General features: G+C 41.8%; 17 protein-coding genes, 3 tRNA genes and 1 pseudogene. 10 read left to right on the top strand and 11 right to left on the bottom strand.

From position 1 onward, the window contains the following. The first annotated feature begins 57 nt into the window (after positions 1–57). The 5 genes from Q4A21_02880 (at position 58) to Q4A21_02860 (ending at position 3,014) form a co-directional block, all read left to right on the top strand. Complete coding sequence (locus Q4A21_02880; protein MDO4902468.1) at positions 58–423, top strand: phage holin family protein; 366 nt, start codon at positions 58–60, stop codon at positions 421–423. After that, positions 420–647 (top strand): preprotein translocase subunit SecG, encoded by a 228-nt coding sequence (secG, locus tag Q4A21_02875; GenBank protein ID MDO4902467.1) that lies wholly within the window; start codon positions 420–422, stop codon positions 645–647. The genes Q4A21_02880 and secG overlap by 4 nt, the downstream gene beginning before the upstream one ends. 18 nt (positions 648–665) lie before the next feature. Further along, a complete protein-coding gene (locus Q4A21_02870; protein ID MDO4902466.1) occupies positions 666–2,489 on the top strand; it encodes an ABC transporter substrate-binding protein in 1,824 nt (607 codons plus the stop codon). Between the two features lie 24 nt (positions 2,490–2,513). Then, positions 2,514–2,600: transfer RNA gene (locus Q4A21_02865), tRNA-Leu, on the top strand. Positions 2,601–2,657: 57 nt separating this feature from the next. Then, a complete protein-coding gene (locus Q4A21_02860; protein ID MDO4902465.1) occupies positions 2,658–3,014 on the top strand; it encodes a hypothetical protein in 357 nt (118 codons plus the stop codon). A gap of 34 nt (positions 3,015–3,048) precedes the next feature. Here Q4A21_02860 and Q4A21_02855 read toward each other — a convergent pair whose 3' ends face one another. The 8 genes from Q4A21_02855 to Q4A21_02820 form a co-directional block, all read right to left on the bottom strand. Then, positions 3,049–4,335 carry a Mur ligase domain-containing protein gene (locus tag Q4A21_02855; GenBank protein MDO4902464.1) on the bottom strand — a complete coding sequence of 429 codons (1,287 nt, stop codon included), beginning with the start codon at positions 4,333–4,335 and terminating at the stop codon, positions 3,049–3,051. A 70-nt stretch (positions 4,336–4,405) separates the two neighbouring features. Then, a complete protein-coding gene (locus tag Q4A21_02850; protein MDO4902463.1) occupies positions 4,406–6,082 on the bottom strand; it encodes a recombinase family protein in 1,677 nt (558 codons plus the stop codon). 41 nt (positions 6,083–6,123) lie between these two features. Further along, positions 6,124–6,297 (bottom strand): hypothetical protein, encoded by a 174-nt coding sequence (locus tag Q4A21_02845; protein ID MDO4902462.1) that lies wholly within the window; start codon positions 6,295–6,297, stop codon positions 6,124–6,126. Next, positions 6,294–7,076: a replication-relaxation family protein gene (locus tag Q4A21_02840; GenBank protein MDO4902461.1), complete on the bottom strand. Its 783-nt coding sequence runs from the start codon at positions 7,074–7,076 to the stop codon at positions 6,294–6,296. The genes Q4A21_02845 and Q4A21_02840 overlap by 4 nt, the downstream gene beginning before the upstream one ends. A 135-nt stretch (positions 7,077–7,211) precedes the next feature. Then, positions 7,212–9,359 carry a type IV secretion system DNA-binding domain-containing protein gene (locus Q4A21_02835; protein ID MDO4902460.1) on the bottom strand — a complete coding sequence of 716 codons (2,148 nt, stop codon included), beginning with the start codon at positions 9,357–9,359 and terminating at the stop codon, positions 7,212–7,214. Positions 9,360–9,531: 172 nt separating this feature from the next. After that, positions 9,532–10,122, bottom strand: a complete 591-nt coding sequence (locus tag Q4A21_02830) for an MT-A70 family methyltransferase (protein ID MDO4902459.1) — start codon at positions 10,120–10,122, stop codon at positions 9,532–9,534. A gap of 168 nt (positions 10,123–10,290) precedes the next feature. After that, positions 10,291–10,530 carry a hypothetical protein gene (locus tag Q4A21_02825; protein ID MDO4902458.1) on the bottom strand — a complete coding sequence of 80 codons (240 nt, stop codon included), beginning with the start codon at positions 10,528–10,530 and terminating at the stop codon, positions 10,291–10,293. A 9-nt stretch (positions 10,531–10,539) separates the two neighbouring features. Next, the gene (locus Q4A21_02820) at positions 10,540–10,803 is read right to left on the bottom strand and encodes a hypothetical protein (GenBank protein ID MDO4902457.1); all 264 of its coding nucleotides are present in this window, start codon (positions 10,801–10,803) and stop codon (positions 10,540–10,542) included. A gap of 187 nt (positions 10,804–10,990) precedes the next feature. Between Q4A21_02820 and Q4A21_02815 the strand changes: the two genes are divergently transcribed. Genes Q4A21_02815 through Q4A21_02805 form a run of 3 tightly spaced genes read left to right on the top strand, consistent with a single transcriptional unit; the run spans position 10,991 to position 13,534 of the window. Continuing rightward, a complete protein-coding gene (locus Q4A21_02815) occupies positions 10,991–12,019 on the top strand; it encodes a DUF2806 domain-containing protein (protein MDO4902456.1) in 1,029 nt (342 codons plus the stop codon). Next, positions 12,016–13,350 carry a hypothetical protein gene (locus tag Q4A21_02810; GenBank protein MDO4902455.1) on the top strand — a complete coding sequence of 445 codons (1,335 nt, stop codon included), beginning with the start codon at positions 12,016–12,018 and terminating at the stop codon, positions 13,348–13,350. The genes Q4A21_02815 and Q4A21_02810 overlap by 4 nt, the downstream gene beginning before the upstream one ends. Before the next feature lie 4 nt (positions 13,351–13,354). Beyond that, a complete protein-coding gene (locus tag Q4A21_02805; GenBank protein MDO4902454.1) occupies positions 13,355–13,534 on the top strand; it encodes a hypothetical protein in 180 nt (59 codons plus the stop codon). Between the two features lie 144 nt (positions 13,535–13,678). On the opposite strand, the gene Q4A21_02800 is transcribed toward Q4A21_02805, so the two are convergent. The 3 genes from Q4A21_02800 to Q4A21_02790 form a co-directional block, all read right to left on the bottom strand. Beyond that, positions 13,679–14,530, bottom strand: coding sequence for a PD-(D/E)XK nuclease family transposase (locus Q4A21_02800; protein ID MDO4902453.1), 852 nt, complete (start codon positions 14,528–14,530; stop codon positions 13,679–13,681). 327 nt (positions 14,531–14,857) lie between these two features. Further along, a tRNA-Pro gene (locus Q4A21_02795) sits at positions 14,858–14,934 on the bottom strand. 16 nt (positions 14,935–14,950) lie between these two features. Further along, positions 14,951–15,025: transfer RNA gene (locus tag Q4A21_02790), tRNA-Glu, on the bottom strand. Positions 15,026–15,155: 130 nt separating this feature from the next. Between Q4A21_02790 and pyk the strand changes: the two genes are divergently transcribed. Together pyk and Q4A21_02780 are read left to right on the top strand one after the other, a co-directional pair. Next, on the top strand, positions 15,156–16,580 hold the full coding sequence (gene pyk, locus Q4A21_02785) for a pyruvate kinase (protein MDO4902452.1): 1,425 nt from the start codon (positions 15,156–15,158) through the stop codon (positions 16,578–16,580). Positions 16,581–16,671: 91 nt separating this feature from the next. Continuing rightward, a pseudogene (locus tag Q4A21_02780) lies at positions 16,672–17,918 on the top strand (glycosyltransferase family 2 protein). The last annotated feature ends 36 nt before the right edge of the window (positions 17,919–17,954 follow it).

The following is a 17,954-nucleotide window of genomic DNA, read 5'->3' as shown; positions in this document are numbered from 1 at the left end:
CTGTAAAAGACGAGTGTTTTTATTGAATAGAAAAAGTTAATGTGGTATAATTATAGAGTGAAAGACACATTGCAAATTTTTATTGTTAGATGGTTTTTGAATAGTTTTGCGCTATGGATTTTGGTTTCTATCTTTGGCGATATTAAAATTGGTGCAGACACGGGAACTTTCTTTTTAGCGGGATTTATTTTTTCACTTTTTAATAGTATGTTGAAGCCAGTTTTGAAGATTTTGGCATTACCTGCGATAATTCTAACACTTGGGATTTTTACGATTTTTGTTAATGGATTTATTCTGTGGCTTTCGATCAAAGTTTCGCCTAATTTATCGATGAGTTTTTGGAATTCGGTTGTGGCTGGAGCGGTTATGAGTTTTGTGAATTATTTACTGACGGAAAGTGTTAAAGAAAAGGAGATTTTATGAATTTAGATACAATTTTACAGATTGCAACGGTAGTTTTTGGCGTGTTGACAGTTGTTTTGATTTTGCTTCAACAACGTGGCGCTACTCTTGGAGCAGGTTATGGATCCTCTGGTGAACTTCACATTGAGCGACGAGGTGTCGAGAAAAAAGTTTATCAAACTACTATATTTTTTGCGATGATTTTTGTGATGTCGATTGTTGCGATGTTAGTTTTGCCAAAATAATTTTGATTTGGAGAAAAGGTGGAGAAAAAAACTAATTCGAAAAAGCCTCTGGGCTCGAAGTCATTGACGATTTTTAAGGGCGATAAAAAAGTTTCAATCTCGAAGATTAAGGATGTTGATTTTGCTAAGGCGGCAGATCTGGCTGAAAAGGTTGTGGTTGGGCATGCTCGTAAGCATATTGGCTCGCGTATAAAAAATCTTCACGAGATCCGTCGGTCGGTGATGGTTTGGCTTGGTATTATGGTCGTTTTGGTTGGCTCATTACTGATATTTAGGAGTATGGGGCAGAAGAGTTACCGCGAGCGAGGCTTTGCTGATGGTGGCGTCTACACTGAAGGAGTTTTGGGCGAGATTTCAACGCTCAATCCGCTGTTTGCTTCTTCTACTCCGGAAAAAATATTTGCCGAGATCGCTTTTTCTCGACTTTTTGATATTGACTCGAGCGGAAAATTGAATTATGAGGCAGTCAAGAATGTCTCAACGCAAGACAATTATAAGAATTTTACACTCAAACTCAGGGAAAATATCATCTGGAGTGATGGGGGTAAATTAACAGCAAACGATGTAATTTTTACAACGGAAATCTTGAAGAATAAAACACTTTTTCCGCAGCGATCTCAGATATGGAAGAATGTTGAAATTTCTAAAATTAGTGATTTTGAAGTATCTGTAAAAACACCTTCTGGCACACCTTTAGTTCTCCAAAGTTTTGATTTTCCTATTTTACCAAAACATAAATTTAATAATTTGTCAATTGATAAAATTAGAGAAAGTGATTTTGAAAAAAAACCTGTGACTTCTGGAGAATTCTCGTATAGATCATTCTCGAAATCAGATAATAAAAGTGTGATTCGGCTTGAGAAAAATGATAAATTTTATGGCGGAGCGCCCAAATTAGACTTTTTCGAGATTGCCGCCTTTACGGAAAAAGATACCTTGAAAAAATCTTTATTAAATGGTGAGGTATCTGGAAGTGGCGAATTTTCTGATGGCGAGTTTTCTGTTCAAGAAAAGTCTAAATTCAACAAAACGGAAAGTAATCTTAACAAGGGAATTTTTGCGTTTTTCAACAATTCCTCTGAGATCTTGAAAGAAAAGACTCTCCGACGGGCACTTGCAGAAGGCATTGATATGTCGAAAGTTAGGGAGAAGTTGTCTGACGTTTCTTCACTTAATTATCCAATATTTGAAGAGTTTTTCAATAGCGATGAGTCTCCTAAAATTAAATATAATCAAGCAGAAGCAGAGAAAAAACTTGACCAACTTGGCTGGATTAAGAGCGGCAATATCCGCCAAAAAGATGGTAAAAAACTAAAGTTGAATATTTCTTCAACCAATAATAAAAATCTTGAGTCGGCCGCTTCTGAAATCAAAAATCAACTTTCCCAAATAGGTGTTGAAGCTGTATTGACAATTGCCGATAAAGATGATAAAACTGGGGCATATATTCAATCAGTTGTTCAAGCAAGAAGTTATGATATTTTGCTCTTCGAAGTTGATCTTGGTGCTGATGCTGACATCTATCCATTCTGGCACTCTTCTCAGGCTACGCTTGAAGGCCTAAACTTCTCCAGCTACAAAGATTTTGTGGCGGATGATATTCTCTTTAATTATAGAAATTCTGTCGATGAAAATGCCAAGAAATCCAGAATGACAGCGTTTGTTAATAGGTGGCTACAAGAGTCTCCCGCGATGCCTGTTGCTAGATTAAAATCGACATACTTTTCTCGAAGTAGCGTGAACGCATATTCATCAAAAAATAAATTAGTCAATCAATTTAACAGATATACGGATGTTAAATATTGGCAAGTCAATACAAAAAACCTTTACAAAACGCCATAATTTTGATATAATAAGATTGGTTTTGCGCGCGTGGCGGAATTGGTAGACGCGCTAGCTTGAGGGGCTAGTGGGCTTCGGCCCGTGGAAGTTCAAGTCTTCTCGTGCGCACCAAAATTGTTTTATGACTTCGAATTGCTGAATGGCGGTTCGAAGTTTTTATGATTAATTATGATAAATCTATATGATACTTATTTCTTGACTGTATCTGTTACCGTACTTATAGTTAGGGTTTTGGTGTTTATTTTTCCCAAGCCCAGTCCGACGGTTGGCGGATTTAGGCTTCATCATTGGATGTATGGGGCTTTTTTGACCACTTTGCTAATTTTGGTGCGAGGTATTTTTCAGAATATTTACCTTTTGGCTATATTTATGGGAATTTTTCTGGACGAAGTTGGTTTTATCGTGATTAGAGGAAAATACCACGAGGATAATTATAGCTCCAAGTCGTTTATATGGATTATGTTTTTTACGATTTTGGTTTTTATTTTTAAAGAGCCAATTGTTGATTTCTATCTTGGAATTTAAAAAATCGCCCGCATGTTGGGCGATTTTATTTGGATTATTTTTTGAAATTTTGTCGAAGCCAACCATCGAGCGAGCCGGCGCTCATTGCAAGAACGAGGCGGTTTTCTGCTTGAAGTTGCGCAATTTTTTCTGCTAATTCTGGCGACATTTCGATGATTTGGGTTTTTGAAGAAATGTTTTTTGATAAGAATTCTGGCGTTAGGATTTCGAGATCGGGATTTTCTCGACTGAGGTAAGTTGGAAGCCAGATGACTTCATCCGCGTTTTTGAAAACCTGCTCGGTGTAGTCTGGTGCGACTTCGTGCTGGCGGACATTTTGGTGCGGCTGATAAATTAGTGAAACCCCAGAAAATCCTTGACGCCTTGCAACTTCCTTAGCCATCTGGAGCGTAGCCTCAATTTCGACCGGGTGGTGTCCATAATCGCTATAAATCCCTTCGGCGATCCGCTCGAAGCGACGATCTGTTCCTGGGAAATTGTTAAGCGCCTCAACAGCACGCTCGAAGTAGCCTTCGCCCAAGTTGAAGCCACTTTCCGCCAGAAAGTCGAGCGCTTCTAAAACGAGCGTGGCGTTTTTGAGCAAAAAATCTCCTGGTAGTGTCAGCGATTCTTCAACTGATTTTAAGAGAATTTTGTTATGAATTTTACTGTAAATTTGCGGATTCTGGTCTTGCCAAGAGAGGGTAAAATTGCTTTGTTTGGCAAAATCTTGAAATGCCGAGAAGTATTCCTCGGGCGTTTTATAAACATCGGTATGGTCGTGATCGATAGAGGTAATAAGACTTAAAAAGGGCGAAAAATGGAGAAAATTACGATCGAACTCATCCGCTTCATAAATAAAAAATTCGCTTCTCGGATCAAAAAATCCGCTTTCGCCATAAGTCAAAGTTGTGCCAACAGACCAACTCGCAGGGACACCAAGTTGTTGAAGTGTCCATATAAGCATACCAGTAGTAGTGGTCTTGCCATGGGTGCCGGCGATGGCTAGCATTTTGAGATTTTTTTCTTCAATGATAAAGTTGAGAAGTTCGTCCCGTTTGGAGGTTTTTAGCCCGAGTTCTTGTGCGAGGACGAGTTCTGGGTGATTCTGTGGCAGGGCAGAAGTATAGACTAGCCACTCCACACCATCTTCTATGAATTTTTTCTTCAAAAAGTCGCCGTTTTGCTCGCCGATGTGGATTTGGGCGCCTTTGGATATGAGTTTTTGTGTCATTGGGCTTGAATTTTGGTCGCTGCCAAAAATCTCAAAGCCCGCCTGTTGGGCAATTTCTGCCAGCGGGCCAAGACCGACGCCACCAATTCCTGAGAAGTAGATTTTCATATTGCGATTATAACACATCTCACCCCCACCAGTCCAGAAAACCAGTAAAATCAAGCGACGAGAGGATTTCTCAATCGCTTGATTTGTCGTATTGTCCGATAAAATTGTAATAAATACTCACCTTGATTTGGCGGTTTCGCCCCTTGCCAATTGGGTGGTGAATAACAATCCTATCAATCAACTGGTTAACTGTTTCGATGGTTAAATCAGAAATAGTTGTGTAGCTATCAATCTGCTCAATAAATTTTGTCAGATTATCGCTTGCTTCTGTTTGCTGGTTAAGGCGAGCTTCGAAGTTCTCAATTTTTCGAGATAGGTCTTTCTGCTCGGCTTCGTAGGTTCGGTTAAGGGTCGAAAATCGCTCCTCCGTGATTTTGCCCAAAGCCAAGTCCTCGTAAGCTCGCTGAATAATGCGGTCAATGGTCTGGTGGCGTTGCTGGGTATTTTTCAGTTCCTTTCGAACCTGCTTGATTTGCTCGTCTTGTTCCAGTTGATACTCTTGTTTGAGCTTGGCTAAAAACTGTTCTTTATCGAAATGAAAATCACCAAGCAAGGCGTTCAAATCGCTTTTGACCAATTCTTCCAAAACGGCTTTTCGAATGTAATGGGGATTGTCGCAAGGTTCAAACCGCTGACTATACTTGCCACATTTGTAGTGGTCGAGAATTAAGTCTCCCTTTTTCTGGGGCGTGAAGCGGTGTTTGGTGCCACAAGTCCCACAAAAGACCAGTCCCGCAAACAAGTTGGCGTGACCGCTGTAATCGTGTTTGGCTTCAATTCGACGGTGCTGGCGGATTTTTTGAACCGTGTCAAAAGTCTGCTGGTCAATGATAGCCTCGTGGGTGTTTTCGAAAATCAGTTGCTGGTTTCGGGGAATTTTAATCACTCGCTTGTCCTTATAGGATTTGACGCGACTCTTCAAATTGACCGTATGCCCCAAATAATCCTCTCGTGTCAGAAGTGAACTGATTGAATAGGCATTCCAAGCATAAGGATTTTGAGCGATTGAGGGGCTCAAATTAGTCAACTTTGTTCCCTTGAAAAAGCGGTAAGCGCTGGGGGTCAAAATTTTGTCAGCTTCAAGTTGTTTGGCGAGGGTTGTCAGAGGCAAGCCCGTTTTGACCGTTTCGAAAATCCGCTTAACCACTGGGGCGGTCTCGGGATTGGTAACCCACTGCTTGGGGTTGCTCGGGTCTTTCATGTAGCCATAAGGCACATGGGAGCTGGAATGCTCGCCAGCTCTTGCCTTTGCCAGTTTGGCAGCCCTGATTTTCTTGCTGGTGTCTCTGGCGTAAAAGTCGTTAAACATAGCTTTTAGCTGGATAAAACTGGCGTCCGAATCCGTCTGCTTGAGGCTATCAATGTTATCTCCTCTGGCAATAAACCGCACATCATAGGCAGGAAAGGTCAGCTCGGTCAGTTGTAAAACGTCCAAGTTCGACCGACTGAGCCGACTCAAATCCTTGACCACAAAGGTGGAAACTTTGCCAGATTCGACAAGCCTCAACGCCTCTTGAATAGCTGGGCGTTTTAAGGTTGTGCCACTAAAACCGTCGTCCACAAAAAGGACTGGGTTGGGCAAGTTTTCTTGTCGGACGACTTCTTCCAAAAGGCGTTTTTGGGTACTAATGGAATTGCTTTCGCCATCTCGGTCGTCCTCATTGCTCAAACGGCAGTAAAGCACGGTCACGTCTTTGAGAGTCGAAAAATCCAAGGTCTGGTAGTCTTTAATTGTCAATGTTCTCATCTGTTTAGTTCTCCTTTAAGAACCAACATAACCTAGTCCTATTATAACTCCGATTTGGATTTTTGTGGAGCGTTTTGGTCTGGTTTTTGGGCTAAAATTAAGCCCTGAATCAGGCTGTCCAGCTGATATTTTCCGACAAAAAAGCGGTTGGTGAAGTAAGTGGTTTGCCCGATTTTTCGAGCGTTTTGGTTGGGGGCTGGTGGGACTTGCTTCATGCTTGACCGCCTTTCAAATGGCTTGAAAACTCGTCCAAAGTCACTACCGAAAACAGCTCCCAGTCATTGTAAAGCTCGGCTTGAATGGCTTTTGCCAAGGCTTGTTTGCGATTATCATCTGGCACAACCCAAAGTACAAAAGGAAAAACCTCATTTTGGCGTTGCTCAATCCCCGTCCGATAATAGGCGATGTACTGCTTGCACTTGTTGACGATGCGGGCAAGGCTTTCGGTATTTCGGTCAAGTTCGATGAAATAGGAATCTTCAAAAGCCCCATTGCTGAGCTGAAGATAAGCGTCAGGTTTGAGCGTTGAACCCGTTCCAGCTACGGTCGAATACCCTCGCCAGCTTTTAGGTTCAAAGGCAAACCGCTCCAAGCAAATTTCGGAGTGATGGCGGTCAAGCTGAACGGCTTCCAGATAAAGCTGGGTGACCGCCAAGGTGTGCTCCAAATGACCAAGGCTGGGTTCATAAGTGTTTTTATACCGCAAGATAACAGCCTCATCTTGTTGCTTCAAAATCTTCAAGCCTTTGAGTGTAATACCATAAACAAAGCTTCCGCTACCAGCTCGCACGCCACCAATGCGACGATCGAGGCGATGAAGCAAGCCTTGGTTGGTCAGCTTCATCAGAGTAAAATTGGCACGCCGAAGTTGGGTGGCTGGTTTTGTGCTACTGGTAAAAAATAGGCTGGCAAGCTGGCGACTGGTCGCATAGCGAGCCTTGTCCAGAAATTCAAGCAGATTAGTTTCAAGGTTTGTCAGATAAAAATGTTCCATAAAAATCCTTTCTGTTTGGCTGATAAAATGAAGAAAATAGAGGGTAAGTCGCCTGACAAGTCGGCAAGATTTTCCTAATATTACAGGGAAAACCTGCCCAGCTTGGACGACCCGATAAGAAGAGCGACAGGAAGCCTAAGTTTTGGCTTTTCTGCCGATTGGCTGGGCTGGTTTGTCGTCTTTGGTCGCAACTTCCAAAGCCAAGTCTTGAATGGCTTGGTCTATGGCTCGGCTATCCTGCCCATAGCGGTCGAGACTTTGGGCGTAGAGATTAGCCTTGTTTCGAGTTGAAGCTGGGGCTGGATTGGTTTTCCCAGAAACCCACCGCCAGCCAGCTGAAGTCAGGGGTAATTTAGCGTAAATGTGGTAGGCTGGTAGGAGGTGAAAATCTTCTGCTTCCAAGTCCAAGGTTTCCTTGGCAACTTCTCTGGCTTCACCTAAACTTAATCCAAAAACAATTTTATTATGGCAGTTGGCGTCAATGGCAGACTTGAGTTTGGGCGATAGCTGGTTGCGGTATTGGTGGGATAAGGTAAAGCCAACACCCAAGCCTCTTGCCTGTGTTAAGGCATCATCGAGATTGGTATTGAGGCGAAGATAGTCTTGAAGTTCGTCGATATAAACCAAAACGGGGTGGCGTTTTTCTGGCGGAACATCCGCCCGCTTCAAGACCAACAGCCAAAGGCAAGACACCAAGATAGAACCCAACAATTTTGCAGCCTCCGCTCCAATAATGGATTTATTCAGGGGGACAAGCAAGGTCTTTCTGCTGGTGAAAATATCCATGAGACTAAATTTAGCATTAGTCTGCCCCAAAACCGCCCGAAGTTGCGGTCTTAGTAAAATCTGTCGCAATTTGTTCAAAACTGGGCTAATATACTGCTGGCGTTCTGCCGACGAAATCCTCTCATACCACGCCCAAAAACTATCTAAACCAATGGGGTCAGATACCTGCTTCAAGACCTTGTGCTGAAAGGCAGGATTGGTCAATAAACTGGGCAACATGACCAAGCTGGCATTAGGTAATCTTGCCAAGGTTAAAAACGCGTGAGACAAGACGTCGAGGCTTCGAATGCCAAAATTGTCTGGGTAAAGTTCCTGAAAGAGGTGAAGCAGGCTATCCGCCACAATTTCGGGTGGCACGCCATGTTTAACCAAATCAAAGGGATTTATTCCCACCACCAGAGAAGCCGTCGGATCAAGCACGACCAAACTCTCTTCCTGCCCTTTGGGGTAACGCTCCAGAATATCGCTAACCAAATCACTTTTAGGGTCAATAACCACCGTGCTTCGCCCAGCCTTAATGTCTGCCAAAATCAGCTGAAGCATGGCGGTGGATTTCCCAACCCCAGTCGGTCCCGTTAAGACCGTGTGGTAAAGTGCCTTGTGGGGCGACAGGCTCAAGGGTCTGGCTGGCTCTTCCAAACTTCGTCCAAATACTCGTGCGTAACTGGGGTTGTTCACCATGCCAAGCGGTGGGTCAAGGCGTTTGGGGTGAATCTCGCTCAAGCCCTGAATCGCCATATCGCCAACTGGCAGACAAAGAAAGCAAGCGACTTCGGAGGCATTGAGCCGGTAAGGTGGTATTTTGGGTAAGACCAACCGCTCCAACAAGTGAGGCGACATAGATTTGACCTCCACCTTGGCCAAGCTGTTTAATTGCCGAAAACTAGCCAAAAGCGTGTTGGTCAATTCTGTTTGTCGAAGCGAACTGCGAGACTTAATTCCAAGCCGAACCACGGCTTCGAACTGGGCTTCTTGGAGCTTGTCGGTTAGTTGTTTCTTGCTTGTAGCGTTCAAAGGCGGTAGATTACCTGAAATCACCTGATACCATTTGGCGAAGGGATTACCCAAATCTTTTGGGATTGGTTTAGGTGGCGTGGCTCGCCCGAGAATCAGCTGGAGACAAATCGCTTCATCTGAAGCCAGCAGACTCGCCACCGACAGGCTTGAGCGAATCATCTCCTCGGCGTTTTCAATCTTTAATTGACAATAGCTGTGCTTGATGCGGATTTCTTTTGCCACATCAAGTTTTGGGCGTTTGACCTTATTTGAAAAAGTAATCGGTCGCTGGGTTTGAAGCAGTTGACTAACCACCGCCTTATCTTTTTCTCTCGTGCCTAAAATGTAGGAAATCTTATCCTTGCTTAGCCAAACTTCAAAAGCAATTCCCCCACGCCGACTAAGACCAGACAACTGAACCGCCAAGCCCTTGATGTCCTTGACGTCAAAGGGTCTTTGGTAGTCCCATTTTTGCCAAGTAAACTGTTTTAAGTCTTTCATCACGACCTCCAATGTTTGCGGTGAAGCCAGTATTTAACCAAACTATAAACTGAAATCAGCCCACCAGCCAAGAGAATCAGAAAAAAGTAGACCTCCTGAATCATATACGCCCCTTGATAAAGCAACCACGCCCCAAAGAAGAAAGACAAGGCAAAGGAAACGAATTTCTTCATCAAGCGGTCTCCTTTCTGAAGTCAATCGGGTTTGGGCTGTACTTAGGAACTGGGAATTTGGGTAAAATCACGTCGCTGTCAATCTCATTTCCCCAATAAGACCAATGCGGAAAAGTCCTCTCTCGGGCAAAGAGCTCCAAGCACCGTTGCCCTTTGGCAATTCGGTCAATCATATCCAAGAAGAGTTTGGGCTTTTGGGAATGCCTGCTTGTTGGCGCGAGATACCAGTTTATCAGACGGCGGTCTGGCAGGTATTTCTTGCCTTTGGTCGCAAAAATGAGGTGCTCAGTAGCGTTTCTAAAATAGTAAGAACCCAAGCCCAACCGCAATTTATTCCAAGTAATCAGGCTTCGATAGGTGAAGCCCCAGCCCTCAAGCAGGTCGAAGGCATGAGGTAAGGAGGCATTGGTCACCCAGAGAAAGAGCCAGCTATCGTCCTTGGTTAACTCATTTATTGGGAGCTCTTTGATTTGGTTAAGATTCATGGTTTGGTAGTGGTTGCCAGCTCCACGGCTACCACCTTGACCGCAATCAGCTCCCCAAGGCGGGTCGATAACCACCACGTCAAATTTAGGTTTTGGTTTTGTCATAAAACTCCTTTCTGTCGGCTGTCCGACAATGCGGTTATACACCAGGTTTATCAAAGAGAAAAGTCCAGCCACCACCGTTAAGGCGAGCGATAAGAATGGTTTTTCTAAACCTTAACAGTAGTGGGTGCGACTTCTTTTTGACCAATTGTTCGATGTTGTAAAAATTACTTAGAAACGCCTCCTTTCATCAAATAATTCTTTCAGCAGTTGGTTTTGGGCTTTCAGAAAATCCTCATTGACCGCTTGGCGAGTTTCGAGGAACTCCGCCAAAGCAAGGTCTTCTTGCGAATAGGTTTCAAGCTGTTCAGCTTGTTTTCTTTCCTCCTCTTCGCCCAAGGCAATCAAGAACAGACCGAGCAAAAACAGAAGTCCAGCTCCCAAAATAAGAGCGATTTGCCAAGTTTCCATAAGCACCTCCTACTTAAACCGTTGAATTGAAGCGTAAGTGAACGCCTTGATGATAAAGTCCGTCCGCTCCAAGGCTTGGGGATTTTGGGTGAGGATTTGACTTTCCAGCTCTGAAAGACTGGCGACCTTGTTCAAAATATCCTGAGCCAAAAGCTCGTTGGCTTGAACCGAAGCCATATCTTGAGACAGGTTGCGAGCGATTGCCAGCTTGGCTGGATTGAGAGCGGTGACTGGCAGGGTTTCTGCTTTGTAATGTTGGGGTAGATTGGACATGAGACTCCTCCTTGAAAGTAAAGTTTTTTAGCGTTTTCACCTGTTCTGACGAGCATTTTCGGTAGTTGGGTGATATAATATAGACATAAACTTAGTCGACCTTGTTTACATTTTTAGTTTATCACGCTAAAGAAGTAAATACTTGCCGATTGTAGTGCCAAAATCTTGCCAAAAAGGAGGTGCGGTATTGTTTACAATTTCGAGACTTCTTCAGATTCTTTTTGAACGTTCCAAGCATAAAGATTGGACTGACCCGAAGAATTTGACCGAGGGTATTGCTTTGATTTTAGAGCCCACCAGCTTTGTCCACACCAACGAAACCTTCTATAACAAGCTATATACAGGAGTAAATAAGGGGCGGACGCTTTACCAAGATATTGGCGAAAAAATTGAGCAAATGGGCTTTTCTGCCTATATTTTCAAGGTCGAAGAACGATTTTTGAATAAAAATCACAACGAACGCAACATCTCCTTGGCGGATACTTTGGAAGAGTTTCGAGATGTTCTCGAAACAGATACACCGCCCCGAGATATTCAACTGGGACTCCTCGCCTCCTATGCCAGCAATAAAACGACCCGTCCCTATTTGTTTTTGTCGGAATGCTTGTTTTATAGCTTGGCTATTTGTCACAATAAAAATACCAGCTACCAAGAGTTGGAGCTGGAAAATACGGCGAGCGTGACAAACCCTCTATTTGATAAGGCTTTGTTTTTGGAAGGGGAATATTCTGCTCGAACTTATCAAACGCTGAATCTTTTGACAAAGGAGGAGTTAACCATCTTTAAGAAAATCGCTCCACTGACATTTTACGATTGTGCAGAAGATGAGTTGTCTGGCGAGCTTGTCGAAGACCGTTATTTGATTTCACACGAAGACTATTTTGACCTTTTCGAAAAATACGGCGTTAAGGCGGTGGAAATTTCGAAGATGCTTGAGTGCGGTTTGTTAAGTAGTGGTGGAGTTCATGAGCTCGTGGTTGAAAGAGGTTATTTGTCAGGATTTCAAAATGACAATTTGGTCTTGACCCTTACCACAGAATCTGATGACATTTTTACGATATCCTACAAAGCCTTTCATGTCACGCAAGCTGGCAAGGATTTGATAGAGATTTTGGGGATTGAGACGGATGATGGTTTTTTTAGGAAACTAAAAGAACTCTTTGAGCGCAAGGTAAATAAAATAAATATTTTAACAATAAAGGTGTTTGAAGTATGACAACAAAAGATAAAAGCCTGATTCGACGATTTTTTATTTTTATGGCGGAAGGCTATAAAGATAGGTGGTTTGTGTCGGTTGCTACGCTAATTAATTTTATAGCAACGATAAGTAAGATGTTTTCCGCATCTACTCCTGCAGAAACTTTTATGTCTATAAATTCGCTTATTCTCAATATTGGAGTAGTTCTTTTATTATTGGCTGCCTTTAATATGTATGAAGTGGAGCGAAAGAGGGAGGAGCGCGAAAAAGAGTTACAAAAAGAACTTGATAATAATAAACTTTACATCAGTCATCTATTATCTTCAATAGCGAATGAAAATGTTATACTCTCGGACAGTCAAAATAAACACAGTCTCGATAAGCCTCTATTCAATTTATTAGCCGATATATCGGAAGACTATAGTGATTTATTGGAAGACTTAAAGCGGAAAAACCCAGATATAGACTTAGATAAAATTGAGGAAGTTTTTAGGTATGGTACCGCCGTTCAACAAAAGGAATTCTTGAAAGTACTAAATGTTGATGACGATAGTAAAAAATTATTTGATAATTTTCAGATTGTTATTTCTAAAACACAAACTGCCTTTTTTCAATATATAAAAATGTTTAGGAGTAATTTTAAGGATTACCTTAAGGACTTTTTGAAGATTATAAAAACCGACACAGAAGCTTATCTAAGATTACAGGGGGTTGATGCTGATATGAATGTATCAATTAAGCTATTTGATTCAGAGGTTTGCTTATGGTCTACCGCTCCATTACCTCAAATGTATTTAGCTTTTACAGGGAATGAAATAAGGGATAATGAACGAATTCTTAAGCGTAAAGTAAGAACAGCTCCTTCAATTTTAGAAGATAACTCAATATACCATAAATCTTTTCAAAAAAATTATATCCTGATAGATAGTACAGTAGTAGACGGTAAATCCGATAATTCTGAATTTTATAAGGATAGGAATATATTTGACTTTAATGAAAATATAGAACATAATATTATTGCTGTAGCCCCTTTATTTTCTCTTCATGACGGACAAAATTCATCCAGAAAAATGTATGGATTTTTGACGATTGATGCTATAATAGAGGAGAGTAGCCTTGAGAAATGCCATGAAATATTTGAGTCAAGTGATTTTAAACAAATATTAAACATAAAATCACATATACTTAGTTATTACATGTATGAAACGTGCTATAAAATGTCGCATGATATCACAGTTCATTTAGATGTTGATATAGAATTAGATACCGCAAAATTCTTTAGCTACGCTTTTACAAAAAAAGAACTGAATAGTATTTCCGAGCTACTTACAATAAATCAGAAGGGGTGATATTGTGGAAACAACAAATCACATTCAAAATACTACTAATCTAGATGAGATACTTGCGAGATCTGTAAGAAAAATTCCTACAGATAAACAAATTCTTATCGCTCATCATAAAAAAATGAGAAGAATTAGACGGAAAAAATATCCTAATCTTTACGATATCGCATTAACTCAAGAAAGCAAGTAGTATACTCCCTCGCAAAAAAGCGAGGGATTTTTTATTTATTTACATTAAAAATCCCCACGGCTTTCCGTGGGGATTAAAAGGTGCTTTGAGTGTTAGGGTTGATGGATAAGACCCTAAATATCAACTATTTGCAGCTATTTTCGCCTAGAGAGTTTCGGAACTGATACCGAACTGCTGGGCGACCGCCTCGGGATTTAGACCAAATTCTTTGACCACTTTTCGGGCGACTTCTAATAGCTGAGCTTTAGCTTCGGCTCTTTCCTCTGCTCGAATCTCCTGCTCTTTAATCCAGTCCATAATATCTTCCTCCGTCCAATCTTTGGTTTCATATAGAAAATCATCTGTTGCTGTAAGAATTGATGGAATATTTCCAGATGAATATGGCTTATTTAAGAAAAATTCATACAATGATTTTTCATCTTCTGTCATATTGTCGGGACTATATTTATCAATCTCGATGATTGTCATCTGAATCATCTGCTCGTGACTGTCAGACTCTTTATCTAACACGAGCAATGGCTGATTATTCTCTAGACCTTTTAGCCCAAAAGTTCTAAAAGGAATATCATCGTCAAAATATCTTCCTTTTACGATAGCGACACCATAAACAGGCTTCATCAGAGGGTACCTATCTTGAACTTTAGTATCAACGTCCATATTCCTGAACTGCTCAATGATTATACCGCTCATGTAGAGAAGCAATCTCCAAAAGAAGAAATCTTGTTTAGAAACTTGAATCTCAATGATAATTTCTTTTCCGTTTTTTAATTTGACGGAAATATTAATTATCATTTTTAGAGATTTAACCCTACCATCTTCATGACGTTCTTGAACATAAAATAGCTCGCCATTAGTATAACGAAAGTCCGCAACTGTCTCAATGTCTAAATTTAGAAACGTTTTTGAGAAGAATTTGAGAAATTCAGGTCTATGAAAGGCAATCTTTGACTGCTCGTCCTTCATCGGACTGACAGGTAACCGTTCCTTAATGCTCAATAAATTTTCCTCGCATTTCTAACACCTTGACCCTAACCAGCCAAGGTGAAAAGCACCTTTTGGCTGGTTAGAGCCGTTCGAGTTTTTAATTTACTCGGAATAATCCATCTGACTATATTATAGCATAAAGTAAGCGTTTTTTCAAGAGTGGCGAGTTTTTCGAGACTCAAAAAGCCCTATTTCAAGGGCTTTTTAAGGGGTTATGCTGGTTTGATTTATAGTTGATTATTGTTGGTTTTCTGGACTGGCAGGGGGTGAGTGTGTTATATCATATTTGAGATAAAAATAAAACCGCCTTTGAAAAGACGATTTTAGAATAATTTCTTCTGGTCGGGGTGAAAGGACTCGAACCTTCGACCTCACGGTCCCAAACCGCGCGCGCTAGCCAACTGCGCCACACCCCGACAGGGGAATAAATTTTGGTGATCTCACGGGGAATCGAACCCCGATTGCCAGGATGAAAACCTGGTGTCCTAACCGTTAGACGATGAGACCATTGAGCCAGTTTTGGGGTGATAAAACTGAACTCGATTTTTATTATAACAAAATACCCCGATAATTTCAAGCCCTTTTTATAACAAAATAAATTTCGTTTAAGATGAATTTTATGATATAATTGAAGAGTATGAAACCACTATATAAACGAACAAAGATTTTGGCTACGATCGGGCCTGCTAGTGATAGCGAAGAAATGATCGAAAAACTAATCAAAAACGGTCTTAACGGCGTTCGACTTAACTTTTCTCACGGTTCTTTTGAAGAGCACGCTGCGAAAATCGAAAAAGTCCGCGAGATTTCTGCTCGACTAGGTAAAAATATTGCGATCCTCCAAGACCTTCAAGGTCCAAAAATTCGACTTGGCGACATTGTTGATAACCGACTTGATGTGGTTGAAGGCGATGAGCTCGTTCTTGATTATACCGTAAAAGAGCATGACGGCAGCAAGACTTTACCGGTTCAATATAATTTGGCGGCTAAGGTTAAAGTTGGTGAGCCTGTTTTCATCTTTGACGGAAAAGTTAAAACTGAGGTTGTCGAAGTTATTTCCGACACCGCAATCCGTTTGAAAGTTCTCAACAAGGGTTATGTTGCTTCTCGAAAGGGCTTGAACTTGCCAGATACCGACTTTGGTGGTGATGTTATCACTGAAAAAGACAAGCGCGACATCGAGTTTGGTGCAACTCAAGATATCGACTTTGTTGCGATGAGTTTCGTTCAGACAGCGGAAGATATTATTGCTGTGCGAGAAATTTTGGATTCTTACAATTCAGATGTAAAACTGATCGCCAAGATTGAAACTAAAATGGCTGTTCAGGATGAAGAGCTTGAACGAATCGTCCTTGCATCTGATGGTATTATGATTGCTCGTGGCGATATGGCTTACGAAGTTGCTCCAGAAGTTGTGCCAATCGTTCAGCGCAAGATTATTGCTCTTTGCCGCAAGCATGGTAAGATTTCAATCGTTGCGACTCAGACAATGGGCTCAATGGTTGATAATCCACAACCAACTCGCGCAGAAGTTTCTGACGTTGCCAATGCAGTAATCCAAGGCGCTGATGTTGTTATGCTTTCTGACGAGTCTGCGATGGGTAAATATCCGCTCGAAACTGTCCAAACTATGCGCGACATTATCGAATACACCCAAGAAAACGCTGCCGTATCTCCAATTGACGATATCGTAGAGCGTGGTGAAGATGCTTCTCTTAACGCAATTTCACTTGCTGCTGTTGAACTTGCTGAGCAGATTAACGCTGATGCGGTTATTGTTGAAACTAAATCTGGCGAGGCTGCTTCAACAGTTGCTGCCAATCGTCCAGCGCTTCCAGTGGTTGCGGTTTCTGATTCTGCCCGCGTTGCGCAACAGCTTGGTTTGACTTACTCAATTCAAGCGTTTGCTAATGAAGGTAAGGATGTCGAGCAATTTGCTTCTGATCTTAAACAAAATGGCTTCTTTGGCGAAAATCAAAACCCAACAGTCGTGATTGTTTCAAGCGAGCAAGCTGGTCTTGTGAGCGGTGCAACTGACACTATCCGCGTTCGAACAGTCTAATTTTAGACTTCGAAAACCTAAAACTCTCGCATTTTGCGGGAGTTTTTTGTAAAAATTGTCAGGGAGAGGTAAGTATGGTAAAATAGAGTATATGATTAAAAAACTTGTGGTGGCTTTACTCTTTTTGGCGCTATTTGCTCTGTCTGTCGCGGTTAAGGGTGGTGGAATTTTGGGTATTTATGGTGCAGTTCTTTTAGTGTATTTAATAACAAAGATGTTTTTATCGTTCTTTTATAGACCTTTTGGCGGAGAAGTCAAAAGAGGAATTAAGATTGACTGTGTTATCCCGACTTATAATGAAAACGGCGAGGGGTTGATTGAAACGCTTGAAAGTCTGGCAGTTCAAACTTACCCGATCAGAAAGATCTATCTGATTGATGATGGATCTTCGGACAAAAGTGGCTTTGAGATGGTTAAAAAACATATTAAGAGTAATCCTGAAAAATTCTCCAATGTTTTTACTCATAGCGCTCGGCGCGCAATAAAGGCAAGCGTCACGCGCAGGCTTGGGCTTTTAGGACTTCAGATGCGGATATGTTTTTTACTGTCGATTCTGATTCTTATATCTATCCAAATGCGCTTGAAGAGCTGGTTAAATGTTTTAATAATGAGCAAGTTTATGCTGCGACAGGACATATCAATGCGCGCAATAGGGATGAAAATCTGCTCACGCAATTAATCGACATTCGATATGATAATGCGTTTCGGGTAGAACGCGCCGCACAATCAATGACCGGCAATATTTTAACCTGCTCCGGCCCGCTCAGCCTCTACAAGCGCGAAGTCATCATCCCAAACCTCAAACATTACACCAATCAATATTTCCTCGGCGTAAAAGTCAATATCGGCGACGATCGCTGTTTGACCAACTACGCCGCACGACTCGGCAGAACCGCCTACCAATCAACCGCGCGATGCGATACTGATGTGCCGAATAATCTGCGAACTTTCGCTCGCCAGCAAATCCGCTGGAACAAATCTTTCTTTCGAGAAAGTTTAATCGCTCTTTCAATGTTTGCTCGAAGGCCACTTCTCAGCGTTTGGTCATTTCTCGAAGTCGTCCTCTGGGTTTTGCTGATGACTTCGACCATAAACCTATTTGTCGGCAACTTTGGCAAAATTGATTTTTGGTGGGTTGCGGGCGCGGTGGCAGTGATTTCGATCTCTGCGCTGTTTCGAAACGTTCACTACGCAGTTAAGTATCCGCTTCTTTTCCTACTCTCGCCGTTTTATGGCTTTCTTCATATATTTTTACTCCAACCAATCAGGCTTTATGCTCTGCTGACTTTGCGCGATGTTCGTTGGGGGACACGTGTTTTTAAGCCAAAAAATAATTAAAAGTCTTGAATATTGGCGCAACTTCTGGTAAAATAT

It is taken from the genome of bacterium (genome assembly GCA_030530825.1).
Classification (GTDB): domain Bacteria; phylum Patescibacteriota; class Saccharimonadia; order Saccharimonadales; family Saccharimonadaceae; genus Nanogingivalis.
Note: the sequence above shows the minus strand (reverse complement) of the source record. Positions and strands in the feature narration are given on the sequence as shown.

What these genes read in the sequence shown, in the direction of transcription:
- pyk (MDO4902452.1), top strand. Translation starts at nt 15,156, where the DNA reads ATGAAACCACTATATAAACGAACAAAGATTTTGGCTACGATCGGGCCT.
- Q4A21_02850 (MDO4902463.1), bottom strand. Translation starts at nt 6,082, where the DNA reads ATGAGAACATTGACAATTAAAGACTACCAGACCTTGGATTTTTCGACT.
- Q4A21_02860 (MDO4902465.1), top strand. Translation starts at nt 2,658, where the DNA reads ATGATAAATCTATATGATACTTATTTCTTGACTGTATCTGTTACCGTA.
- Q4A21_02840 (MDO4902461.1), bottom strand. Translation starts at nt 7,076, where the DNA reads ATGGAACATTTTTATCTGACAAACCTTGAAACTAATCTGCTTGAATTT.
- Q4A21_02810 (MDO4902455.1), top strand. Translation starts at nt 12,016, where the DNA reads ATGACAACAAAAGATAAAAGCCTGATTCGACGATTTTTTATTTTTATG.
- Q4A21_02820 (MDO4902457.1), bottom strand. Translation starts at nt 10,803, where the DNA reads ATGTCCAATCTACCCCAACATTACAAAGCAGAAACCCTGCCAGTCACC.
- Q4A21_02845 (MDO4902462.1), bottom strand. Translation starts at nt 6,297, where the DNA reads ATGAAGCAAGTCCCACCAGCCCCCAACCAAAACGCTCGAAAAATCGGG.
- Q4A21_02825 (MDO4902458.1), bottom strand. Translation starts at nt 10,530, where the DNA reads ATGGAAACTTGGCAAATCGCTCTTATTTTGGGAGCTGGACTTCTGTTT.
- Q4A21_02835 (MDO4902460.1), bottom strand. Translation starts at nt 9,359, where the DNA reads ATGAAAGACTTAAAACAGTTTACTTGGCAAAAATGGGACTACCAAAGA.
- Q4A21_02830 (MDO4902459.1), bottom strand. Translation starts at nt 10,122, where the DNA reads ATGACAAAACCAAAACCTAAATTTGACGTGGTGGTTATCGACCCGCCT.
- Q4A21_02855 (MDO4902464.1), bottom strand. Translation starts at nt 4,335, where the DNA reads ATGAAAATCTACTTCTCAGGAATTGGTGGCGTCGGTCTTGGCCCGCTG.
- secG (MDO4902467.1), top strand. Translation starts at nt 420, where the DNA reads ATGAATTTAGATACAATTTTACAGATTGCAACGGTAGTTTTTGGCGTG.